Raw genomic sequence first — 15,294 nt, 5'->3', positions numbered from 1 at the left:
GGTCGTTTACGGATTTGCCTTGCCGCTGTCGAATATTTCCTTCATCTGCGGGTAGATCGCGTCAATCGCCTCTTGGGCCGTCATCTCCCCGAGCCATACCGGATCGAGTCCCGGATTGAGCACTTCGCCGAGCCTGCTGTACGTCGGGAGGAAGAACCAAGGAGTCGGATAGGTCGCTTTCAAGGCGTAATCGATAACGGCTGTCTTGTATTCCGGCGGATGAACAGGCGTAGCCGTCCATTTCTTGATCAATTCCGGATCGGTATACCAGCTTAGCTCGGTAGGCATCCATACGCCGCTGTCGAAGTTCGCTTGGTTCTGATTAGGATCCATGAGCCACTTGTACAGCTCGATCGCTTCATCCGGATGTTTCGTCGTATTGTAGATGACCAGCGGCAATCCCGTATTGGTCGTTGCCGGCTTCTTGAAGATCGGCAATACGCCGACGCCGTTCTTAAGCCCTTTCTCCACTTGCGGGCCGATATTGACGAGCTCCCATTGGCCGGATGTGGCCATGGCGACTTTTCCCGAAGCAAGCTTCTGGCCGACATCGCCCGGCAAGCCTTGAGCTTGCGCAGGAGTTGGGGAGACGTATTCCTTCAAGGCCAGATCGGCAACCTTCTGTATCGCTTCGATCGTTTCCGGTTTGTTGATGAGGAGCTCCTTGCCGTCCTGGCTCACTTCGCCGCCGCCGTTGCTAATGGCAAAAGGCGTCCAGAAGAAGTCCGCGGCATGGTTCACGTCGATGCCGTATTGCACGATATTGTCTTTGTCGAAGCCATCTTCATTCGGATTCTTGCCGTTTTTGTCGACCGTCAGCTTGCGCGCAACTTCGAGCATTTGATCCCAAGTCCACGCTTTGTCCGTTTCGGCTGGCGGATAGGGAAGACCCGCGTCGTCGAAAATTTGCTTATTGTAATGAAGAATAATGATTTCGTTGGCGACGCTGTAGCCAAGCAGCTTGCCGTCGGGCGAAACGAATTTATTGCTGTCCATCTTCGGCGAGATCGTACCGTCCTCGTAATATTTCGACATATCGAGCAATATGCCGGATTCATCCCAACGGAGAGCTTCAGCTTCTCTTATTGCGCTAATATCGGGCAGCGTTTTCGAAGCGGCCATAGCGGTTAGTTTGGACGTGAATTCATCCTCGGGAACGCTTTGATAGTCGATCTTGATGTTCGGATGCGCCTTCATGAACGCATCGAAGCTTTTCTGCTGCGACTTTCTTTCCTCATCCGGCGCCCAGTCCAAATATTTCAGCGTCACCTTGCCGTCCTTTGGTTGATCGGACTCTTTGTCATTGCCGTTATTCCCGCTGCAGCCTACGATTAATGCGAGGATCGTTGACATAGCCAATCCGGTTACCATGCTTTTCTTTAATAATCTCACTCTCACGTTAACCCCTCCATGTGTTCATAATGGTTGCGTTCATTGCGTTTTGAACCCATTCATGCCCATTCATGCCGCTTTTCCCTCCCTCATCAGAGTCGGAATTCGTTATCGCATGGCCTCTTCGGGGTAGATCCGCTGCTGATTGACCCATACACGCATTTCGCCTATGCCTCTATTGGCCCAAGCATAATAAGGAATGAAGCGGGCAGTCGTCCGCTCCAGCTGCTCCTTGACACGAGCGCTATACAGTTGATTGCCCCATTGATCTCCGTTTAGGCGCAGAGCAGGCATCTCAATCATTGAAATACCGTCCAGAAGCTCTGGATGATGGGAGGAGAAGCCGCTGCTGTTCTCCGGGATGTATAGCTGGTGAAGCTGACCGCCATTATCGGCTTCTTCCAAGCAGTAGACGATCGGTCCTCGCTGCAGCGCCACCTTGCCCGCCGTATCGCGAATAAGGGGATTGCCTTTCATCTGCTTGACGCTCATCGGCAATACGAGTTGGACGGTGTCGCCTGTGTTCCATTCGCGCCGTATAGGCACGTAACCGAATACCGTTTCTGTATCATCCAGCAAATATGGGTTACCATTGATGAAGACGTCCGCGCTCTCGGCCCAGCCGGGTATTCGCAGCGCCAATGTGAATGTCGTCGGCTGCTCCATTTGGAATTCGATCCGCGTGCTTCCTTCCCAAGGGAACTCCGATCGCTGAATGACGCGAATGTCATGACCGGACAGCTTGACGCTTGCTTCGCCTCCGATATAGAGGTGAGCGTACAGGCAGTCATCGTTATGCGTATAAATATAGGAGCCCAGCGAGGCGAGAAGCCTTGTGATATTAGGAGGACAGCAGGCACAGCCGAACCAGGGCTGGCGCTGAATCTTGACGTGATCATAGTTGGCGTTTTTGCCGATCGCCTCCGGCCATACCTCGAGCGGATTCACATAAAAGAAATGTTTGCCGTCGCGGGACATTCCGCCGATTACCGTGTTGTATAAGGCGCGCTCCAGTACGTCCGCATACTCGCCGCGCGCTTCAATTTGAAGCATTCGTCCGGCGAAGAAGATCAGTCCGATCGAAGCGCATGTTTCCGCGTAGGCCGTATCTCCCGGCAAGTCATAATCGAGAGAGAAAGCTTCACCGTAAGCCATAGAACCGAGGGCTCCGGTTATGTACATGCGCCTGGTCACCATGCTTTCCCATAGCTTGCGGCATGCAGCCAGCAACTCTGCGTCGCCGGTCTCGGCTGCGACAGCGGCCATTCCGGTACACATGTAGACGGCTCGAACGGCATGACCTTCAGCGGATTGCTGTTCCCTAATGGGCACATGAGCTTGGCTGTAGGATTTATCCTTCGCCATACGGAGCATCGGGAAGTGCGTCCGGCCATCGCGAAGCGCGTATTCGATGTCATAGAAATGCGGCTGCCGTCCGCGTTCGTCCAGAAAAAACTTGGCGAGCCTCAGATAACGATCGTTGCCGGTCGCCCGGTACAGCTTCACTAATGCCAGTTCAATCTCTTGATGACCGTCGTAACCTTTGATCTTCCCATCCTCGGAGCCGAATGTTTCGTCGATGCAATCCGCGAGACGACAGGCAACGTCCAATATGCGGCTTTTGCCTGTCGCATCGTGATAGGCGACTGCCGCTTCAATGAGATGGCCGGCGCAATACAGCTCGTGACATTCTGCGAGATTCGTCCAGCGTCCCGCAGGCTCCTTCAAGGTGAAGTAGGTATTCAAATAACCGTCCGCCTGCTGGGCCTTTGCTATTATCGCAATGACATCGTCGGCGATCGTCTCCAATTCGGCGTCGGGTGCATGAGCAAGCAAATAGCTTGCCGCCTCCAGCCATTTAGCGACGTCGCTGTCTTGGAACACCATTCCATAGAAATCGCCTTGTTCGAGTCCGGCTGCGATTTTATAGTTTTTCATCGCATGGCTCGGTTCGGTACCGGCAATTCGGTCATTCAGCGCTTCCCATTGATAAGGAACGACAACGTCGCGAATCAATGCCAGATAGGGAGACCAGAAGCTGTCTCGGATCGAAATGTGGTGAAGCGGAATGGGGGAGGTGAGGGATATATCTCGCATCTCGAAGTCTCCTTTGCTTTATCATTCTCAACTTTGATGTAAGCGCTATATTTAGAATGATACATGTAGTAATATGATATTTATATAATATTTTCCAACTACATTTTTCAAAATTACAACCAACTGGGGGTATAAGAAATGAGTTCACCGATCCTTCATTTCATCTCTCCGCCGATCCCGTACTTCATCGATTGCGGACGCGCCTATTACCGGGCGGGCGACATGCATGTCAGTCGAAGCAACATTGGCGTATTCGATCTGGTAGTCGTAACAAAGGGATCGCTTCGTTTAGGCGAGGATGGCGAGGATTGGAGAATTGAAGCGGGCGAGGCGCTAGTTCTGAGACCGGATGCCGAGCATTACGGAACCGGGGCATGTACAACGGACACGGAAATCACATGGATTCATTTTCATTCGTTCGGAGCATGGGAGGAGTCCGGAAGCATGTTGAAATGCTTGGATAATCAATCGGAGTTAATCGGCAGGCATAAGCAGACCGCCTACTTGAATCATAGCGAGGTGTGCTCGGTATTTATTCCGAAGCATACGAGACTTACGCCGAAGGCCCACGGCATACTGGAGCAGTTTTTCCAATTGGAGGATGAGCCGAGATCGCTCCGCAATTGGAAGCGGCAGACGGCGTTCCAATTATTCATTCAGCATTTGGATCGCGAGCTTGCTTCGACGTCGGACGGAACGGCGATCAATCTGGCGGAGAAGGTGGAGCTGTACATCCGGCAAAATTACACGAGGAAGATTACGAATCCGATCTTGCAGAGCGAGCTCAATTACCATCCGAATTACTTGGCGAGATGCATGCTGAAGGTATACGGGAAGACGCCGATGGACTACTTGCTTTACTACCGGATTGAGCAGGCGAAGAAGTTGCTCGTCCAGACGGAATGGTCGATTACCCGCATTGCGGAGGAGGTAGGCTTCCAATACGGTTCGCATTTCACGACGAGCTTCTCGGGCAGGGAAGGGACAACCCCGCTCGGCTTCCGAAGGAAAATGAGAGGGCATTTGTAATGGAGCATGCCAGATGGGCTATAACTTCTATATCGAAAAAAAGCTCCTTGCACGAACAAAGGCAGCGTAGTTGGAGATCTTACGCATGACAGCGATGCTGGCGATTTCGTCGCATTCGTTGGAGCTAACAGCAAGACCAACGCCGCGCTGCCGTATAAGCTAATTAAATAGCTAACGCACCGCAGTTACGAATGCAAGGGGCTGCCGCCGAAACCGAAATCGCGCAGCCTCTTTGTTTTGGAGCGAAACATGAATTACTGGAAAAACTCCTGTTATTCATTCTGAAAGTAGCTATGTATCGAGATTAACTGGAAAAGCTCCCGATAAAATCGCCTCCACACAAATTATTAAGGAAACGATAGAGATTAACAGGAGAAATTCCAGCTAATGAGCGCTACGTGCTCGAGAGTGACGATTTTAACGGTAGAAAATCCAGTTATTACTGCCAAGGGGCAGTAGTTGTTCATCCTTCTATTCTTTTACCGCGCCGATCACGATGCCTTTCACGAAGAAGCGCTGCAGGAACGGATAGACGAGAAGGATCGGCAAGGCGCCGATGAAGATTTGCGAAGCGCGGAGCGTCCGCTGCGACAGATTGGCGATAACGGCGGGATCGAAGCTCGTCGTATTGCCTTGCACGATGATCGTCTGCATAAAGCTCGCAAGCGGCAGATTTTCCGAACCTTTCATATATATAAGTCCGTCGAAGTAGGCGTTCCAGTGGCCAACCATCGTAAACAAGGCAATCGTCGCGATAGCCGGCAGCGAGATTGGCAGATAGATCGAGATGAAGCTTCGGAAATGCCCGGCGCCGTCCATGAAGGTCGCTTCCTCCAGTTCCTTAGGCACGGTACGGAAGAAGTTCAACAACAAAATGATGTTGTATACGGCAACGAGGCCCGGAAGAATGAGCGCGAGCAGGTTGTTGATCAACCCGAGACGCAGGATCAGAATATAACCCGGAATGAGGCCGCCGCTGAACAGCATCGTAATGACGAAATACCACAGATAGGCATTGCGCCCGCGGAATACGAGGTTGTCCTTGGACAGGGCATAGGCTGCGACGGAATTGACGAGCAGGGCGAGCGCCGTACCGAACACGGTACGCTTGACCGAAATCCACAGCGATGCCAGGAAGTTGGCATTATCGAACGTTTTGGCGTAAGCCTCGACCGTAAAACCGATCGGCCAAAACGTGACGAGTCCGGCATTGGCGGGAGCGGTGTCGCTGAGCGATACCATCAGCAAATGGTACAGCGGCAGCAGGCAGCAGACCGAGATGACGGCGAGCGAAATATAGTTGAACACGCTGAAAATGCGGTAAGGCAGCGTCTTGTGGTACATGGGCGTTCATCCTTTCAAATCATGCAGAATCAAAAATCGGTTTAGAAGATGCGGTAGCCCGCGTATTTGTACGCGAGACGGTACGAGATAACGATCAACACGAGACTGATCATCGATTTGAACAGGCTGACGGCGGTCGCGAAGCTGAATTGTCCGCTTAGCAAGCCTTCCCGGTAGACGAACGTATCGATAATGTCGCCCTGCTGGTAGATCATCGGGCTGTACAGGTTGAACACTTGGTCGAAGTTCGCGTTCAGAACGTTGCCGAGAGCAAGCGTGGCGACGACGATCAGAATCGGCACGAGCGAAGGGATCGTAATATGCAGCGTTTGCTTCAAGCGGGTAGCTCCGTCGACTTCGGCCGCTTCGTACAGTGCCGGGTTGATGCCGGCGAGCGCAGCCAGGAAAATAATCGTGTTGAAGCCGAACTCCTTCCAGACGTCGCTGAAAATAATCGTTATTCGGAACCAAGTACCGTCGCCAAGGAAGAAAATCGGCTTGCTCAGACCGAAGACGTTCGTCAGCAATTGGTTCACGATGCCGGTCTGCGCGAGCAGGTCGATCAGAATGCCGCCAAGCGTAACCCAGGAAAGGAAATGGGGCAAATAAACGAGCGTCTGTAACGAGCGTTTGAAGCCCATGTTGCGAACCTCGTTCACCAGCAAGGCGAAGCCGAAGGGAATGACCAGGTTCATGACGATTTTGGAGCAGGCGAAGATGAGCGTGTTGCCGGTAATTTTCATGAAGTAGTCGTTTTCGAACATGTACTTAAAATGCTTCAAGCCGACGAACGGAGAATCGGCAAAGCCCAGCGATGCCTTATAATCCTGGAATGCCATAATAACGCCGGACATCGGCAGGTAGGAAAAGACGAAAACGAGCAGCACGGCGGGCAGCACCATCAGATGCAGCACCCATGGCACCCGGTAGCCTTTCTTTTTACCCGCTTTACGGGCGGCCCCCAGGTTAGCGTCTTTCAAAGTCAGTTGTTCCATAGCCCTCTCCCGTTCTATAAAAATTTAATTTGTATATGAGGTGTAGCCCTGCTATATATAATATCAACGCGTGCGACCGCCGAACTATAAGACATTGTTAGGATCGATAGGGTTTTGTTAGGGTGATTTGCAAGGGGGAGAGAAATATGAAGCGGGATGCAGTCATCGGTTTTCTGAAAAAAAAGTTGGGCAGCAGGTTCAGCTTGTTCGCGAAAATGAACGGTTTGATCATTGTTCTGTTTATTCCGATCACCGTTCTGTTTACTTACTCCAACGGCGTTGCGTCGGGCGTCATCGACAGGGAGCTGCAGGCGTCGAACATTAAGCAGCTGTCGTTTCTGGCCAGTCAGATCGATTCGCGCATCAGCCAGACGATGGATTTCGTGCTGACGTTCTCGCGAGATCCGAACGTCCGCAAGTTCAACGGACTTAATATTTGGGATGACGAGTACGACCGGATGCAGACGAAGTATGTCATTCAGGAGAAGATGATGCTGCAATCCGGCGTCATGAACATTTGGCCGGTCAAGTTCACCGTCTACTCGCAGCTGCACAAAGAGGCGATATCCAATGCGGCCACGATGGTCGAGTACGACGAGCGATATTTGAAACGAAACGTAACCGGCATATGGAACTACGGCGACGGCAATGCCGTCCCGGAAGGAGGGACGAAGGCGTTCCATTGGTTTTATACCGATTCACTCGGGCGGCAGGGGGCGCTGAAAGGAAGCAATCTGGTCGTACAAGCCTCCTTCGAGCATGAAAATATACAAAATATGCTCGATACGTACAAAGCCGGCGGCCAAGGCGATCCGTTATTCTACCGCAAGGGAGACGCGCCGATCCTTAACCGCAGCGCAGACGAGGGGCTGACGAACGAGCTTGTCCGTTATCTCGATAAGGGCAGCCTTAAAGATACGTGGCAGGAGGTCGCCCTGCTGGACGATGAGCGTTACTTGGTCAGCGCCGTTAAATCCCTTAACCTCGACTGGTATTTGGTCGATCTTGTGCCGCTGGAACAAATTACGGGACCGATCTCGACCAGCCGCAACTTGTTTTATTTGGCGATGGCGATGCTGTTTGTCGTCGGCATTTCCTCATCCGTCTTGCTTTACCGCAACGTGCAGCGTCCGATTCGCAAGTTGGTGCGCGGGTTGCAAAGCGTACAGCGGGGCGACTTTTCGATTCAGCTCGATTCGAACGTCAATAACGAGTTTTCGTTCCTGTTTTACCGGTTCAACGATATGTCCAGCCAAATACAAGACTTGATCGAGAACGTCTTGAAGGAGAAGCTAAGGTCGAGGGAAGCGACCTTGAAGCAGCTGCAGGCGCAGATCAACCCGCATTTTCTGTACAACTGCATCGGCTATATGATCAATATGGCGCAAATGAAGGATGACGAAGCCGTCGTATCGATGGGGCATAACCTTAGCGCCTATTACAGGTACATGACTCGGCTCGAGAAGCCGACGGCATTGCTGGGCGAAGAAATCGGACTGATCGTCAATTATTTGGATATTCAGAAGCTCCGCAACGGCAGAATTCATTATGGGATCGCGATCCCCGAGGAGATGCTGAAGCAGCAGGTTCCGCGGCTGCTGCTGCAGCCGATCGTCGAAAATGCCGTCATTCACGGGGTAGGCAAGTCGTACGCCTCGGGCGAAATCCGTATCGCAGGCGAAATGGAGAACGGACTGTGCAAGCTGTACGTCGACGACGATGGGCCGGGCATGGATGCCGCGCAGCTGGAGACGCTTAACCGCAAAATGAAAGGCCCGCTCGAAGAGGACATGGGTTACGGCTTCTGGAATACGAATCAGCGAATTATCCACCTATTCGGCGACAAATCATCGCTTAGCTTCACGCATTCGGAGCTGGGGGGACTGCGGGCAGCGATGGTCTGGGAACCCGTTCATGGCGCATTGGAAAGCAAACAAAGTAACGATCTTAAAGGAGAATCGCCGCATGCAAATGATCATCGTTGACGACGAGGCCCACTGGGTAGACAGCTTGTCCGCGACTAAGCCGTGGCATACGCTGGGCATCGAACAGGTTCATAAAGCTTATTCCGCGCATGAGGCGCTGCAATTATTGGAAACTCATCCTATCGATCTCGTCATCTCGGACGTACTAATGCCGGAGATGACGGGGATCGAGCTCATAGCCAAAATCCGCGAGCGGGATCCGAAGATCAAATGCATTATTCTCTCGGGGCATTCCGATTTCGAATACGCGCAGGAAGCGCTTCGGCATCAGGCCGTCAACTATTTGCTGAAACCGCCGACGGACGTTGAGCTGATGGAGGCGGTGTCGGCTGCCATCGGTCAATTGAAGGAGGAGTGGGAAAGCATCAGCTCCTATGAGCGGACCGAATTCACGCTGCGCGAAAATTTGCCGATGCTGCGGGGGCAATTGCTGCTCGGCGCTTTGCGCGGGGAACGCCAGTCCGAAGCCGATTGGACCCGGAAGCTGGGCAGCTACGATCTGCCGTTCGTCTTCGGGGAATGCGCGCTCCTTCTCGTCCGGATGGAAGAGGAATTCGGGCAATACCGCAACAACGGCCAAGGGCTGATGGAGTATGCGATCATCAATATGGCGGAGGAAATACTGGGCGAATTCGCGAAGGTTTGGGGCGTTAAGGACGATCACGGTTATCTTGTCTTCCTGCTCCAGTTCAAAGAGCAATACGACGGCGCCCTCAAGGAACATTTGCTCGAGAAGTCGGCGATGCAGCTCCAGTCGAAGGTGAAGCAATTTTTGCGGGGATCGTTGTCCATCGTGACGACGGAGCCGTTCCAGTTCCCCGAGAAGCTATCGGATCGATATAAGCACTCCGTCGCGTATTTCCGGCAAATCGTCGGCGACGAGCGGGAGTTCGTCATGCGCGCGGATGATCTTGAGGATCAAGTGTCGCACGGCGCGCTGGATGCGATTCACGCTCCGCCGGTTTTGAGGAACTTGCTGGAGGCGGGCCGCTGGGAGTCTGCGGAGGGAAAGCTGAATGAAGTGTTCGCGGAGCTGGACGAGAAATGGTCCGATTCGTGGGAGCATTGTCTGGAAGCGGGCTATATTATCGCCTCCTCCTATACGCATTATGCCCATCGCAACGGCCACACGCTGGCCGGACTGCTCGGCGATCATATGGAGCAGCTGCAGAGCGGGGAGGCGTTCTCCTCGATCGGCAAGCTGCGCAGCTGGGCACTGGCCGCGCTGGCCATGCTGGACAAAGGAACTTCCGAGGAAGTGAAGGATATCCGATCCGTCTACGTCAAGAAGATTCAAGCGTTCGTGGAAGGCCATCTGCACCTGGACGTATCGCTGCGCGCGCTGGCCGATCATGTCAACCTGCATCCGACGCATCTGTCGAAGCTGTACAAGATCGAGACGGGCGAAGGCATCAGCGATTACGTTTCCCGGCTGCGCATGGAGACGGCTTGCCATCTGCTGAAGACGACCGACAAAAAGGTCTACGAAATAAGCTCGGAGATCGGTTATTTGGATCCCGCCTACTTCATCAAGGTGTTCAAACGACAATTTGGCTCGACACCGCAGGAATTCCGCGAAGGAAATTAACAACATGACAGAGTCCTATGGAAACTAACAAAATCCTATAGATGACCTCCCAGTCACGCCTGTAAAGTAACACTTGTAACCAACTTACACCATAGGGGGAGAATCAAATGGGTAATTTCAAAAAGCTATGGCTGCCTCTCATTGCTATTGTGATGGTCGTGACGGCTTGCAGCGGCAATAACGCCAATATGGGCGGAGCGAGCTCGGAAAGTCCGGCTGGGACGGATTCGGGGGCGAAGTCCGAAGCGGATCTCGCGTTCGAAAAAGGCAAATACGATCCGCCGATCGAAATCAGCACGATCATTATGCCGAAGGAATATACCAAGGGCGAAAGCAAAGAAAACAACGTGCATGACCGCTGGATGCTGGAGACGCTTGGCATTAAGCATAAGGATACGTGGTATCCGGCGGGCGGCGACCAATACAAGCAGCAGCTACAATTGGCATTGACGTCTGGAGAGAAGCTGCCCGACTTCGTCATGGTGCCTACGGACGCGGTATTGACGAATCAGCTTATCGATTCCGGCCAATTCATCGCGATCGACGAGCTGTTCGAGAAATACGCCAACGAAGCGTGGAAAAAACATGCGGCCGAGCATCCGGAGCTATGGTATCCGTTCACTAAGGATGGCGAAAAGTGGAATCTGCCGATCATGGAGTATACCGACAATGACGATACGCTTCTATGGCTTCGCGAAGATTGGATGGAGAAGCTGAAGCTTGAAGCGCCAAAAACGATCGCAGAACTCGAGAACATCATGGAAAAGTTCAAAAACGAGAATCCGGACGGATTGGCTGCGAAGGACGTTTATCCGCTTGCCATCTCGCTCAAAAACAACACCAACACGTGGATGGGCGGCCTGGACTGGCTGTTCGGCGCTTACGGCAGCGTGCAGGAGCAATGGAATAAAGACGCGAACGGCAACCTTGAATACGGTTCCGTTAATCCGGGCGCGAAGCAAGCGCTCGCCAAGCTGCAGGAATGGATGGATAAAGGTTACATCCACCCCGATTCCGCCCTATGGGACGAAGGCAAATCGGCTGAAATTTGGACAAAAGGAAACGCGGGCGTATTGCCGGGCGCGAACTGGGTGCCGGACTGGCCGGCTCCGGACCTGCTGAAAAACGTAGCGGGTTCGAAATATAAAGCGTATCCGATTCCTGCGGGACCGGACGGCTTGATCGGTACGAAATGGCAAAATTCCGGCGTCAACAGCAGCTTCATGATCAACAAAGACGCGAAGCATCCGGAAGCTATTATTTTGTACTACAACTACTTGCTCGACAACCTGGCTAACCCGGCGGCAGGCAGCAAGTACGAATACGGCTTCGCCCAAGGCTATGACTGGGATATCGTAGACGGTCAACCGACGAACGACAAAGAAAAGATTAAAGACTTCTTCGACGCATTCCCTTATATCACGGGGCCTGCGCGTATTCCGGATCTGTACATGAAATCGCTCGTGAAGCTGGCCGACGGCGGAACGCCGGAGACGCCTTACGAGAAGCAGCAGGCTACATTCCGCAAGCCGGAGAACTGGTATGCCGCGAAGGTCGTCATGTCCCAAATCGACATCCGCAAGCAAAACTACTTCACAGGCGCGGCAACGCCGACCATGATCGAGAAATGGAACCTGCTCCGCCAGTCCGAGCTGGAGACGTTCAACAAAATCATTTATGGCAAACTGCCCGTCGACGCGTTCGACGAGTTCGTCGCCAACTGGAAAGCGAACGGCGGCGAGCAAGTGACGAAGGAAGTCAACGAGTGGTTCAAGTCTGTATCGCAATAGGATATAAGAGCCCCATCTCCCAAATGAAGTGCACCTCTTATAGTAGACATTGGAAAAACCCATATGGGAAACCGATGATACTTTAGGGGTGTATTTTTATGAGAAAAAGAGAGAAACCGAATAAATTGTATTCAAGTGAAGTAAGGAAAGAAGCCGTACGTTTACACGAGGAGGATAAATGGACGTACAGGCAAATTACAGAGAAGTATGGAATACAAGATAAAGATAGAGTTCGTAAATGGGTGTATAAATTTAGGAAACAAGGCGAGTACGGATTATTGGATAACAGAGGCCGCCGCGAAGAGTATATAGATAAGGATCGTTACAACCAACAACTTCAACGGGAGAATACGGTACTAAAAAACTTAGAAATCTGGAAACGGGAGGCGTGAAAGGCAAGTATGCAATTATCGATGAGTTATCTGATCTTTACCCAGTGACTCTGCTGTGTGAATTACTTGACGTATGGAGGAGCGCATACTATCGATATCTTAAGCGTAAGCAAGTAGACCCTGATGGCGTAATCAAGCAGCGGATCAAGGCGATTTATCTACAGCGTGAGCGAACGTACGGCTATAGGAGAATCCAAGGCGAGTTAGAACGTCAGTACAATGATACGATGGACGGAGCACCTTAGAGTTAGCAAAAGAAACCCGAAGTCTCATAAAAGACTTCGGGTTCTCGTCAATCTGAGTAGCCTTTAGGACTACTCTTTATTTACTAATAATAAACCAACCTGGCATTGCTTGAAATACATTCCAAAGTTTTTCCGGAATATTAAGCTGGTCGAGTTTCGAAACGTTCAACTCAGAATCCACCTCTGCTTCACGTCCATTTGCGACCTTTTCAACCCAATTAGGATCCATAATTAACGCATGCCCAATGGCCACAAGCGGCAAACCTAATTCCATAGCTGTAAGAGCATCATCTGGTGTTAGTATGGAACCCGCCGCCAGCACAGGTACCTTACCGTTTGCTCTTTCAAGAATTAATTCAAGTCGTGTTTTTTCATCTTGACTATCTACTGGCTTTGAAGACACATTATCTAATGAAGCATGTATATAATCTAAATCCTGTTCAACAAGGAAATCAATTAATTCATATGTGTCTTTCATACGTAGTCCGTCCGCTTTGGAGGATTCTTCAGGTGAAAATCGGAATCCTAACATGAATGGTTTTGTAGCATGTTTTTCAATGACATTTTTGATTTCTTCAATAATCGCCAATGGAAAGCGTAAGCGATTTTCAAGTGATCCTCCCCATTGGTCCGTCCGTTGATTCGTTGCTGGCGACCAAAAATTCTGAATTAAAAATCCATGAGCTCCATGAATTTCAACGCCATCAAATCCAGCTTCAATCGCTCGTCTTGTTGTGTCTCCAAAAGCACGTACAATCGACAAGATCTCCCCATGTGATAGTTCTCTTGTTTCTGAAGTTGGACCTAAATTAGTAAGTTCGGGTTGCAATGCACTCGCACTAACTGCATCCAATCCAGGCAAGGCTTTATTGCCAGCATGGAAAATCTGTAGGATCGCGGGTGAGCCTCCACTTTTCGCTGCCTCAGCTAATTTCCGTAAACTTGGAGTAAATTCATCATTGTACCCAGCGAATTCATTCGTAAAACCCTGCCCATTAGGTGTAACATGAGTACACCCTGTAATGACGAGTCCTACCCCGTTCACTCTTTGTTTGTAATACTTTACTTCGTCATCCGAAATGGTAAGATCGTCATTACTTGACCAGGTAGTCATAGGTGCCATTACGATACTATTCTTTATTGTTATTCCACTTCTGAATGTGAAGGATTCAAATAACCTACTGTATTTTTGATTCATTTCTTTAACCTCGCTATCATATTTTCTTTTCTATTTCAGTGTAATTGGTTACCGTTACGGTAAGTAAAGGATTTATTTTTTATATGATTACAAGTAAAATAGTTGTCTTATCATTCTCCATATGATATATATTTAGTTACAGTAACTGTAACTAAAGGTGGGCCAAGTAGATGTTGTATTCGATGACATATGTAGTGGAGAATTTAAATGTATCTGCAAAGACACTTAGATTTTATGAAGAGCAAGGGATATTACCCAATATATCTCGTGACGAAAAAGGCCGTAGAGTTTATAACGAACAACAAATAGACTGGATTTCTTTTATTCGTTGTCTCAAAGAGACAGGAATGCCTCTTTCAAAAATAAAGGATTACAAGGAACTTTATGAATTAGGAAGTCCTACCTTCTTGCAAAGAGAAGAAATGTTGATGCAGCATAAATTGGAAGTTCAGAAGAAAATTGACGAAAGTTTTAAACACTTGGAAGAAATAAACTATAAAATAGCCATGTATGAACTTCAGAAAGAAGAGGTTATGAAAAATCCCAACTATAACTTTAAATGTCACGGTTACTTAAGCTAACGGGTACGAGAGTAAAGAAGTTCTATCCACGAGAGCGGGGAATGCTTATTGCTGCAGAGATACATTAGATCAGACCAGGATCAATTGGAGGATTTTGTGAAAACTATGTATGTTTCCAGAGGATATGTCTTTGATCCTGAAGGGTCGCATTCAGATATTAGAAGTATTGAACTGCTATATTTTGAGACGGGAGGCGGGTTCTGGTTATTGAAGGAAGAACAGAGCGTTATTGGGACTATTGGTTTAAAGGGTATTGATTCTGAAAACAGAATTGGTGAAATAAAGAGGTTCTTCGTCTTACCTGAATATCAAGATAAGGGTTACGGCAAAAGCATGATGAGCCAAATAATAGAATTTGCAAGACAAGCTGGATTAATAAAGCTGAGGTTGGACACTGAGAAACAATCTTATAAAGCGATGTCAGTGTTTCGAAGTTTTGGCTTTTATGAGATACCAAAATACAATGATAATGATATTGCTGAAATATTTATGGAATTATCGATTGTGTCATAACGAATTCAATCAATATACGTTCAGCTAACGGGAACGATAGTTCAATCATTGAAGCGGCAGACCAAATTCTGGTCTGCCGCTTTGTCATAAATAGTTCAGTTTATAGGGCTTTTTTCATTGTCTACAATATTAGGGCTTGACCAAA

At 50.0% G+C, this 15,294-nt stretch carries 13 protein-coding genes; 8 read left to right on the top strand and 5 right to left on the bottom strand.

Annotated elements, in window-relative coordinates:
- Positions 1-6: 6 nt before the first annotated feature.
- Together J2T14_RS03930 and J2T14_RS03925 are read right to left on the bottom strand one after the other, a co-directional pair.
- Positions 7-1,398, bottom strand: a complete 1,392-nt coding sequence (locus tag J2T14_RS03930; RefSeq protein WP_307467938.1) for an ABC transporter substrate-binding protein — start codon at positions 1,396-1,398, stop codon at positions 7-9.
- A gap of 102 nt (positions 1,399-1,500) precedes the next feature.
- Positions 1,501-3,489, bottom strand: a complete 1,989-nt coding sequence (locus tag J2T14_RS03925) for a glycoside hydrolase family 127 protein (protein WP_307467935.1) — start codon at positions 3,487-3,489, stop codon at positions 1,501-1,503.
- 138 nt (positions 3,490-3,627) lie between these two features.
- Here J2T14_RS03925 and J2T14_RS03920 point away from each other — a divergent pair, with 138 nt between their 5' ends.
- On the top strand, positions 3,628-4,518 hold the full coding sequence (locus J2T14_RS03920) for a helix-turn-helix domain-containing protein (protein ID WP_307467932.1): 891 nt from the start codon (positions 3,628-3,630) through the stop codon (positions 4,516-4,518).
- Between the two features lie 471 nt (positions 4,519-4,989).
- On the opposite strand, the gene J2T14_RS03915 is transcribed toward J2T14_RS03920, so the two are convergent.
- Positions 4,990-5,862: a carbohydrate ABC transporter permease gene (locus J2T14_RS03915; protein ID WP_307467930.1), complete on the bottom strand. Its 873-nt coding sequence runs from the start codon at positions 5,860-5,862 to the stop codon at positions 4,990-4,992.
- Between the two features lie 41 nt (positions 5,863-5,903).
- Positions 5,904-6,857: an ABC transporter permease gene (locus J2T14_RS03910; protein ID WP_307467928.1), complete on the bottom strand. Its 954-nt coding sequence runs from the start codon at positions 6,855-6,857 to the stop codon at positions 5,904-5,906.
- A gap of 146 nt (positions 6,858-7,003) precedes the next feature.
- Between J2T14_RS03910 and J2T14_RS03905 the strand changes: the two genes are divergently transcribed.
- From J2T14_RS03905 to J2T14_RS30780, 5 genes are all read left to right on the top strand, one after another.
- Positions 7,004-8,842 (top strand): sensor histidine kinase, encoded by a 1,839-nt coding sequence (locus tag J2T14_RS03905; protein ID WP_307467926.1) that lies wholly within the window; start codon positions 7,004-7,006, stop codon positions 8,840-8,842.
- Complete coding sequence (locus J2T14_RS03900; protein WP_307467924.1) at positions 8,823-10,430, top strand: response regulator transcription factor; 1,608 nt, start codon at positions 8,823-8,825, stop codon at positions 10,428-10,430. The genes J2T14_RS03905 and J2T14_RS03900 overlap by 20 nt, the downstream gene beginning before the upstream one ends.
- Positions 10,431-10,537: 107 nt before the next feature.
- Positions 10,538-12,220, top strand: a complete 1,683-nt coding sequence (locus tag J2T14_RS03895) for an ABC transporter substrate-binding protein (RefSeq protein ID WP_307467923.1) — start codon at positions 10,538-10,540, stop codon at positions 12,218-12,220.
- A 98-nt stretch (positions 12,221-12,318) separates the two neighbouring features.
- Positions 12,319-12,612, top strand: coding sequence for a helix-turn-helix domain-containing protein (locus J2T14_RS03890; protein ID WP_307467918.1), 294 nt, complete (start codon positions 12,319-12,321; stop codon positions 12,610-12,612).
- Entirely contained in the window at positions 12,609-12,857 is a 249-nt protein-coding gene (locus J2T14_RS30780; protein ID WP_373458098.1) for an IS3 family transposase, read from the top strand. Before J2T14_RS03890 ends, J2T14_RS30780 begins: the two co-directional genes overlap by 4 nt.
- A gap of 76 nt (positions 12,858-12,933) precedes the next feature.
- On the opposite strand, the gene J2T14_RS03885 is transcribed toward J2T14_RS30780, so the two are convergent.
- Positions 12,934-14,055 (bottom strand): NADH-dependent flavin oxidoreductase, encoded by a 1,122-nt coding sequence (locus tag J2T14_RS03885; RefSeq protein WP_307467917.1) that lies wholly within the window; start codon positions 14,053-14,055, stop codon positions 12,934-12,936.
- Positions 14,056-14,225: 170 nt separating this feature from the next.
- On the opposite strand from J2T14_RS03885, the gene J2T14_RS03880 reads away from it, so the two are divergent.
- Both J2T14_RS03880 and J2T14_RS03875 read left to right on the top strand, forming a co-directional pair.
- The gene (locus tag J2T14_RS03880; protein WP_307205412.1) at positions 14,226-14,636 is read left to right on the top strand and encodes a MerR family transcriptional regulator; all 411 of its coding nucleotides are present in this window, start codon (positions 14,226-14,228) and stop codon (positions 14,634-14,636) included.
- A gap of 48 nt (positions 14,637-14,684) precedes the next feature.
- Positions 14,685-15,149, top strand: a complete 465-nt coding sequence (locus tag J2T14_RS03875; protein WP_307467915.1) for a GNAT family N-acetyltransferase — start codon at positions 14,685-14,687, stop codon at positions 15,147-15,149.
- Positions 15,150-15,294 lie beyond the last annotated feature (145 nt).

The organism is Paenibacillus harenae (assembly GCF_030812415.1).
In the GTDB taxonomy this organism is placed as follows: domain Bacteria; phylum Bacillota; class Bacilli; order Paenibacillales; family Paenibacillaceae; genus Pristimantibacillus; species Pristimantibacillus harenae_A.
The sequence above is the reverse complement of the archived record's forward strand: the minus strand, read 5'-3'. Positions and strand labels throughout refer to the sequence as shown.